We start from the raw sequence: 7126 nt of genomic DNA, 5'->3' as shown, positions 1-7126 counted from the left end.
CATGTTGACGCGCTACCGCTGTCATATTGCCAATCTCTTTACCCTTGGCAACAACCATTTTCTTAAAGTTTAAGTCGTACTGTTTCTTCGTCATATCGTGTTCCCCTCCGCTTGATTTCATTGTATCTAAGTAAGGGGTGTTCTGTCCAAGTCTAAATAGGGGCTAAAAAGAAAAGATGATCCCCTATTTACTTTATTCATGACAATCAGCGCTATGGAAACACATAAAGTATTGTTTATTATATTTGTACTTATTGATTTCTTTTTATAGGCTTAACCATGGACGCTTTTGGAATCGCGCCTCATTTCTTCCATACCCTTGCTGCGTATTACTGAACCGGGTATTGCGTTGATGTCATTGTACGGTTGCGGTGCATCTGTATTAAATGTTCACTTTGAACATCAGTATTCCTTCCGCTTGGTAAACCATTTGGTGTTTTCAAATAACAGTATGACAAAAAAGCCAGCAACCTTTATTAAAATATAAGGTAAGCTGGCATTTTTTATAACGAAATATAAGATTTTTATGTCAATAGTTTCGCCCTACTTATGGTACGGTTCTCCGTAACAGGACTAACGGTGCAAAAATCAGGCACCTATGACCTGCTCTTCCTTCCATAAACAAAATATAACGTAAGCCCGGACATGATCATTAATACGACGGAATATACCAAGGTGACCGCTTTGGTATCGGCCAACGCCTGGGCGTCCGTGCTGTTTTTGATTACGATGCCAAGAGGCTGATACAGCGGATGATAAAGGAATACAGTAAGATCGTAATCCGCCAATATACTATTAAAATTCAATGCAAGCACGGCCAGCGTTGACGGTAGTATGATCGGCAGTAAAACCTTCATGAAAGTATAGAAGGGTTTGGCCCCCAAGTTTTTTGCCGCATCCTCAAGGTTGCTGTCCAGACTAAAGAAAGAAGCTTTCACCATTCGGAGAGTAAAGGGAATATGAACGATTACATACGCAAGAAACAGCATCCAAACTGTACCTACTAGAACCGCATTTCCAATTACCAATCTCGGCATGTTAAAAGTGACAATAAGACCGATTGCGATTAACGTCGAAGGCAGCATCCAAGGAATTAGGAGCGCATACTCGAGCGCCAATGTCCACTTGTTTTTAAACTTATGCAAAATTCTCGACGCCACTAAGGTTAAGGCCACAACGGCTACGGATGCCGCTGCGGCATACGCAATGCTCACAAGGTAAGGCTTGAACGCAGACATGGTAGAGAACACGAACAGATAATTGTTCAATGTGAAGCTGCTGAAATCCAAGGTTGCTGTTGATATGCTGTGCGCATCCGTAAATGAAAAGATAATAATAAGAACAACCGGAATAATATATATGAGAAAAAGGAAGTATGCCAGGATATGTGCGGCAATGTTTCCAAGCTTATTGTTGATCTTCTGCTTCACCAGCTCTGACTTCACTTTGGAAACGGACATGAAATTGCCCTTACGCTCGAATCGGACCATAATGGTCAACAATACAAGCGTAGCCAAACCGAGTACGAGTGCGAGCAGGGCAGCTAGATCCCTTGAAGAAACGCTTTTCGAGAAGGTCAAAATCATCGGCGTGATCGTCTGAAACTCTTTCCCGCCCAGGATCAGAGGAGCAGACGTTGCGGCTAAACCTGTCAGAAAGATCAGAATCGTCAGTGCAAACATCGTTGGCTTTAGGACCGGAAGCACAACCCGCCATAGAATATAAAAGGTGGACGCTCCCATATTCCTTGCAGCCTCTACCGTCTGGAAATCGATTTTTCGAATCGCATTGCTTAGAAACAGCACGTGATTAGATGTGCATGCGAACGTCATAACGAAAAGAACCGCCCAGTAGCCGTGAAACCAGGTCGGATCGAAAGAAGGAAACAGACCAGCCAAAAGCTTGGTCATAAAGCCATTTTCTCCATATACGAATTTGTACCCGGACACCAACACGACACCACTGTAAATAAGTGTTGTAAAATAACCAAGCCTTAGAATCTTCGCGCCCTTAATATCAAAATACTCCGAAATCAAAACCAGCACGACGCCGATAATGTTTACTGTAAACACAAGGGATACGGCTAAAATAAAGCTGTTGTACAAGCTTCTCATCGCGCGTTCGGATGATAATAGCTTCTCTGCCGCATCGAGCGAAAACTTCCCGTCCTTAAAAAATATCTCATAATAAATATTTACATTAGGATAAATCAGGAAGGCAACGATAAACCAAACAATTAGACCATAAAAAATGAGCGCGATCGGATTGACAGATGCCAGCTGGTTTCGAATAGTTCTCACGTTCAACGCCCCTCCCCCTAGTACTGCAAAATATCGCCCGGATGAATAAAGATTCCAATCTTATCACCGACTTTATAACGGGAAAACCCCGTTTCCTTCTCGATCGTCTTCAACAGACCTCCGCCTTCAATTTCGAGCACATATTTGCTATACAACCCATAAAACTCTTGGTCCACGATCGTCCCCCTCAATTGCACGGCTTCTTTTCCGGGCAAAGGGAGCAAGCTCACCTTTTCGTTGCGAATATAGGCTATTTTATTGGGGTCGATTGATTCCTTCAGTTGACTGTTCATAATCGTTAGCGGGTCAATCTTATTGATATCGCCTATGAAATTGCACACAAACTCCGTCTTGGATTGATTATAAACCTCTTGAGGCGTTCCGACCTGCTCAATGATTCCATTGTTAAATACGGCAATTCGATCAGACAGCGTTAACGCTTCTTCCTGATCATGAGTGACGTAGATTGTCGTGATGCCAAACTTCTTTTGGAGGTTTTTCAGCTCATTCCGCAGTTGTACCCTCAACTTGGCGTCCAGGTTTGATAACGGCTCATCCAGCGCTAGAATGCTCGGCTTAAGAACCAACGCTCTTGCGATCGCTACACGCTGCTGTTGGCCACCGGACAATTCCGATACTTTCTTGAAAAGCTGCTCCTCTTTCAAATCGACCTTCTGAGCGATGTCCCTTACTTCCCGATCTATTTCCGCCTTCGAAGCCTTTTTAACGCGCATGCCAAAGGCGATATTCTCGTAGACATTCATGGTCGGAAACAGCGCATAGCTTTGGAACACCATGCTAATTTCCCTTTTTTCGATCGGCACATGAGTAATGTCTTTGCCGTTAAGCATGATTTGTCCGCCTGCCGGCGCAATAAATCCGACCAAGCTTCGAAGAATCGTTGTTTTTCCGCACCCGGACGGACCCAGGAAGGTGAAAAATTCGCCTTCCTTTATGTGCAGATTGAGGTTTTTAATCGCATGGAAGTGACCGAACTTAATTTGAATATCATGGAATGTAATCATATTTACCCCTGTGTGTCGTATTTTTAAAGAAGGACCACATATTGAAGGCTCCAATATGCAGTCCGATTCTTTATTTTTGATTATTGCATGATTTGCAGTTCAATCTTCTCTACCCATTGATCGATGTTGTTGGCAATGAGGCCCCAATCCAAAGCCTGTGCTTTTAAGGTTGAATACAATTGCTTCACAGCTTCATTGGCTTGCTCAGCTGCTTTCGTATTCGCAGGCATAGCATTAAACTGTGCAGCAAATTCCCCTTGAACCTCTGCGGTTCCCATCCACTCAACGAACCGCTCTGCCGTTTCCTGCTTCTTTGTACCCTTAATAATCGCCGCGTGCTCTACAATCATCGGCACACCGATTTCCGGGCTTACAATGCCCGCCTTTACTTTGTACTGCTCTTCCTTCTTGCCGAGCGTACCGGAAACGACAGGTCCGATCGGCGTTTTGCCGCTTGCGAGATTGGCGTAGAAATCTTCGCCCTCGACAGCGCCAACCCCGTTATCATACAACTGCTTAATTTCATTCCATCCTTCCTCGGAAACGCCAAGGTCGCCGTTCGGATCCAAGTGTCGAGTCAAAATTCCCGCTACAATTAGCCGGGGAGTATTTTGTCCAAGCAAGGTCGGAGCCTCGTACTTGCCTTTGAACGCTTCATTTTTGTAGAGGTCGGTCCAATCCTTCGGAGCAGTTTCCACTGTGAACGTGTCCGGGTTATAGCCAATCAGAATAGCTTGCTTCACAAGACCGTGATAGTAACCCTCCGGATCATTAAGGCCTGCCTCTACTTCGCCGGCCCATTTCGGCGTATATTGAATGAGGACTTCTTCCTTTTTCAAATTTTCATAGAGCATATTGTTTAAGCCAAATACCACATCTGCGATCGGATTGTTCTTCTCTGCGATCAGCCGGTTCGTTAAGTCGGCGCCGCCCGCTCCAACAAGCTCGATCTCAAAGCCTGCGCTTTTAGCCTTCTCGATTAACCATTCGCCGCGGCCGTCGGAGTTTGCGTTCGTGTAAACGATGAGTTTCTCATTCTTGACTGGCTCAGTCGCTTTCGGTTCGGACGTTGCCTGATCGGTTGCTCCCGATCCGTTGGAGCCTGCTGTCGATTGCCCTGCATTCCCTCCGTTGCTGTTGCCGCAAGCTGTTACCACTAAGCAAAGAATCAAAATGAGTGCTGATATTACTGATTTTTTCATGTTCATCGCTTCTCCTTTAGATTTTGGTATTTTGACATTTATGAAAGGGTTACTATATATATAAAATCAATCCGTCATAGGCCGGAATGATCCCGGCAGGATTGAATATTTCCTCAAACTCACCGTGAAGCAGCTTGGAGTTATGGCTGAAATGCGTGACGACGATTTTCCCATCCTGCTGTAGTATGTTGTGCTTTCGGAATTCGCGTTGCGCCTCCAGCACAGTCTCGACACACATATGATTTCGATCGCGCGCTTTTCCGGTGAAGCCGTGCGTACAGTCAAGAATTGCGCAATCCATATTTTTATCCTTCAACCATGCCCATGTCGCATCAGGAAACCAGCCGGAATCATGTCCATATAGCAGTCTCTTTCCATTCTTTTCGACTGCGTACAAATAGCAGGTTTCCATTCTGTCGTGATCTGCAAGCAGGGGCGTAACCCGTGCATCCCCCACTTCGAACGTCTCGAATGGACGAAGCAAATGGAAAGCATATCTTGCGCCTTCAAACCGGCCGATGGACTTTCGCGTATGGTACATCACAGCATCATTCCCATAGATGTGCATGGGATGATGCAGGTTATGCGCGATCCCTTCTCTTCGGCATTCCAGATCAGACGCATTAAAGTGGTCTGAGTGCGTATGGGTAACCAGCATGTGCTCGATTAAGCTGTAATCAATGTTGTCTCGGAGCGCTTGCATATACGAATCAGGTGAATAGTCGAATTTGATCACATCGTCAATGATGGCAGAGCTTCGTGTGCGGATGTTTTTTCCCCCTAGAGCCCGCGCTTTGTTGCAATAATCGCAGCGGCAAAAAGCATTAGGAAACCCTTCTGCAGCTGCAGTACCAAGAAAATGAATTTTCATATTTATTCCCCTTGTCATTCTGCTTGAGAGATCGAATTGTATCCTAGAGTACCGACTTTCTCTCTACGATCGTCGTTTGAATTTTTATGGTTAGCGGCTTCTCGCTTGAGTGATTTATGCGTTTCATTAGGAGATCCGTCGCCGAGCGAGCAAGTCTCTCCGTATCCTGCCTCACGGTTGTGAGTGGAACCGGTGTTAATGCCGATAACCGGATATCGGAGAATCCGACAATGGACAGCTTATCCGGAACCGAAATTCCCATTTGCAGAGCCGTATATAAGGTCGCAATTGCCAAATGGTCATCTCCGCACATAACGGCTGTCATCTTCGGATTTTCGTGAATGAAACGCTCCTGTTCAGGATCGCTCTCGTTTATTCGGTTTGGGTCAAAGTTTTCGCTTCTAAAATGAATGTACTGTTTTTTAACAGGAATGGCATGATCGAGCAGCGCTTGAATATAGCCTTGATATCGCTCCTCCCTGCTGGTGATATTATCAATCGAGTTGGTTGTGTATCCGATTTCACGGTGCCCTTTCTCAATCAAATATTTCACCATCTGATATGAGCCTAGATAATGATCGTGATACACACAATCAATCTGAACCTCTCGGAAAATTCGGTCGATAATCACAATCGGAATCTTCTGAAACTTCAATCTAAGTACATGATCACTGCAAGTTTTGCGCCCCTGCGGAAACAAAATGATGCCGCCTATTCCGCCCTCGACAAGCTTCTGCAGGCTACGATCTTCATCATCCTTATCCTTGCTGATGATTAGAACAAGATCGAATCCGTGCTTGCGCACTTCCGTTTCCGTTGCTGTAATAATTTTTGAAGTGTAATCGGAAATATGGGGCAAGATGAGAGCGACCTGACTGCTTAATTTCACCACTACTGGAGCTTCCGGTTCTTTCTCCTTCAGAGTTTCCCCGGTGTAAGGCATTCCGTCCTGTCGTCCAGAAAGGAAGGTCCCCCTTCTCGGCAGTCGGTACACCAGACCCTGCTTTGCTAACCGTTCCAGCGCCAGCTTGCTCGTCATACGGCTTACGCCGAACATCCTTGCAAGCTCTCCCTCAGAAGGGATCGGATCATGCGGCTGAAGCTTACGGCTCTGGATGATGCTGATGACCTCATTGGCAATCGTAAGGTACAATTGATTCGTTTTCACTGTTGGACGGTCATCCTTCATATGAGATCACCTCTTCTTAAACCAAATGTAATTCATGTCACTGACATATTCAATGACATAGTTATTGAGATTATGTAAATACAGGACTGCTCGTCTGTGATATAGCTTTGTGTATATCAGTGACATGTTGATAGCGACGAAAAAAGCCGCTCTTCCAGTTAATTTGGAGAGCGACATAGGTTAATTTTTATTGTTTAAAATTGCAAGGCCAATATGAAATCTTATTTTCACATTGCCCTTCTCGGATCTACTCTCCTGTGGCAAATAAGCCAAACAAGATTACAATACCTTGGCAAAAATGGATGAACCATGCCCGAATAACCTTTTACTTCGTCCGGATTGTTAGAGTTGGTCCCTTCAAAGAGCAAGATTTGATTTAAAAGAGCAAGGTCATCGTGCAGGTTTTCAGATATGAGAAAAGACTACTTTTATGCTATGGTGACCTATTGTCAAGGCCGGAATAAAAGTTTATCTTTTAGCCGATTTAATTTTTTAGATTTTAGCCATAAGGGAGTCAGATTCAAAGGGGGGCTAGCCCC

5 protein-coding genes and 1 pseudogene are annotated in these 7126 nt (G+C 44.8%); 1 reads left to right on the top strand and 5 read right to left on the bottom strand.

The window, feature by feature from the left end:
* Positions 1 to 184 precede the first annotated feature (184 nt).
* Positions 185 to 447: pseudogene (locus L1N85_RS26300) on the top strand (acetate uptake transporter); the annotation flags it as partial.
* 149 nt (positions 448 to 596) lie between these two features.
* On the opposite strand, the gene L1N85_RS26295 reads toward L1N85_RS26300, so the two are convergent.
* The 5 genes from L1N85_RS26295 to L1N85_RS26275 form a co-directional block, all read right to left on the bottom strand.
* The gene (locus L1N85_RS26295; RefSeq protein WP_407946577.1) at positions 597 to 2300 is read right to left on the bottom strand and encodes an ABC transporter permease; all 1704 of its coding nucleotides are present in this window, start codon (positions 2298 to 2300) and stop codon (positions 597 to 599) included.
* 17 nt (positions 2301 to 2317) lie between these two features.
* Positions 2318 to 3325, bottom strand: coding sequence for an ABC transporter ATP-binding protein (locus L1N85_RS26290; RefSeq protein ID WP_235241980.1), 1008 nt, complete (start codon positions 3323 to 3325; stop codon positions 2318 to 2320).
* A gap of 80 nt (positions 3326 to 3405) precedes the next feature.
* Positions 3406 to 4527, bottom strand: a complete 1122-nt coding sequence (locus L1N85_RS26285) for an extracellular solute-binding protein (protein WP_235241979.1) — start codon at positions 4525 to 4527, stop codon at positions 3406 to 3408.
* 52 nt (positions 4528 to 4579) lie between these two features.
* Positions 4580 to 5398 (bottom strand): MBL fold metallo-hydrolase, encoded by an 819-nt coding sequence (locus L1N85_RS26280; RefSeq protein ID WP_235241978.1) that lies wholly within the window; start codon positions 5396 to 5398, stop codon positions 4580 to 4582.
* Between the two features lie 43 nt (positions 5399 to 5441).
* Positions 5442 to 6587, bottom strand: a complete 1146-nt coding sequence (locus tag L1N85_RS26275) for a GntR family transcriptional regulator (RefSeq protein ID WP_235241977.1) — start codon at positions 6585 to 6587, stop codon at positions 5442 to 5444.
* Positions 6588 to 7126: the final 539 nt, after the last annotated feature.

This window comes from Paenibacillus alkaliterrae (assembly GCF_021532375.1).
GTDB lineage: Bacteria > Bacillota > Bacilli > Paenibacillales > Paenibacillaceae > Pristimantibacillus > Pristimantibacillus alkaliterrae.
The sequence above is the reverse complement of the archived record's forward strand: the minus strand, read 5'-3'. Positions and strand labels throughout refer to the sequence as shown.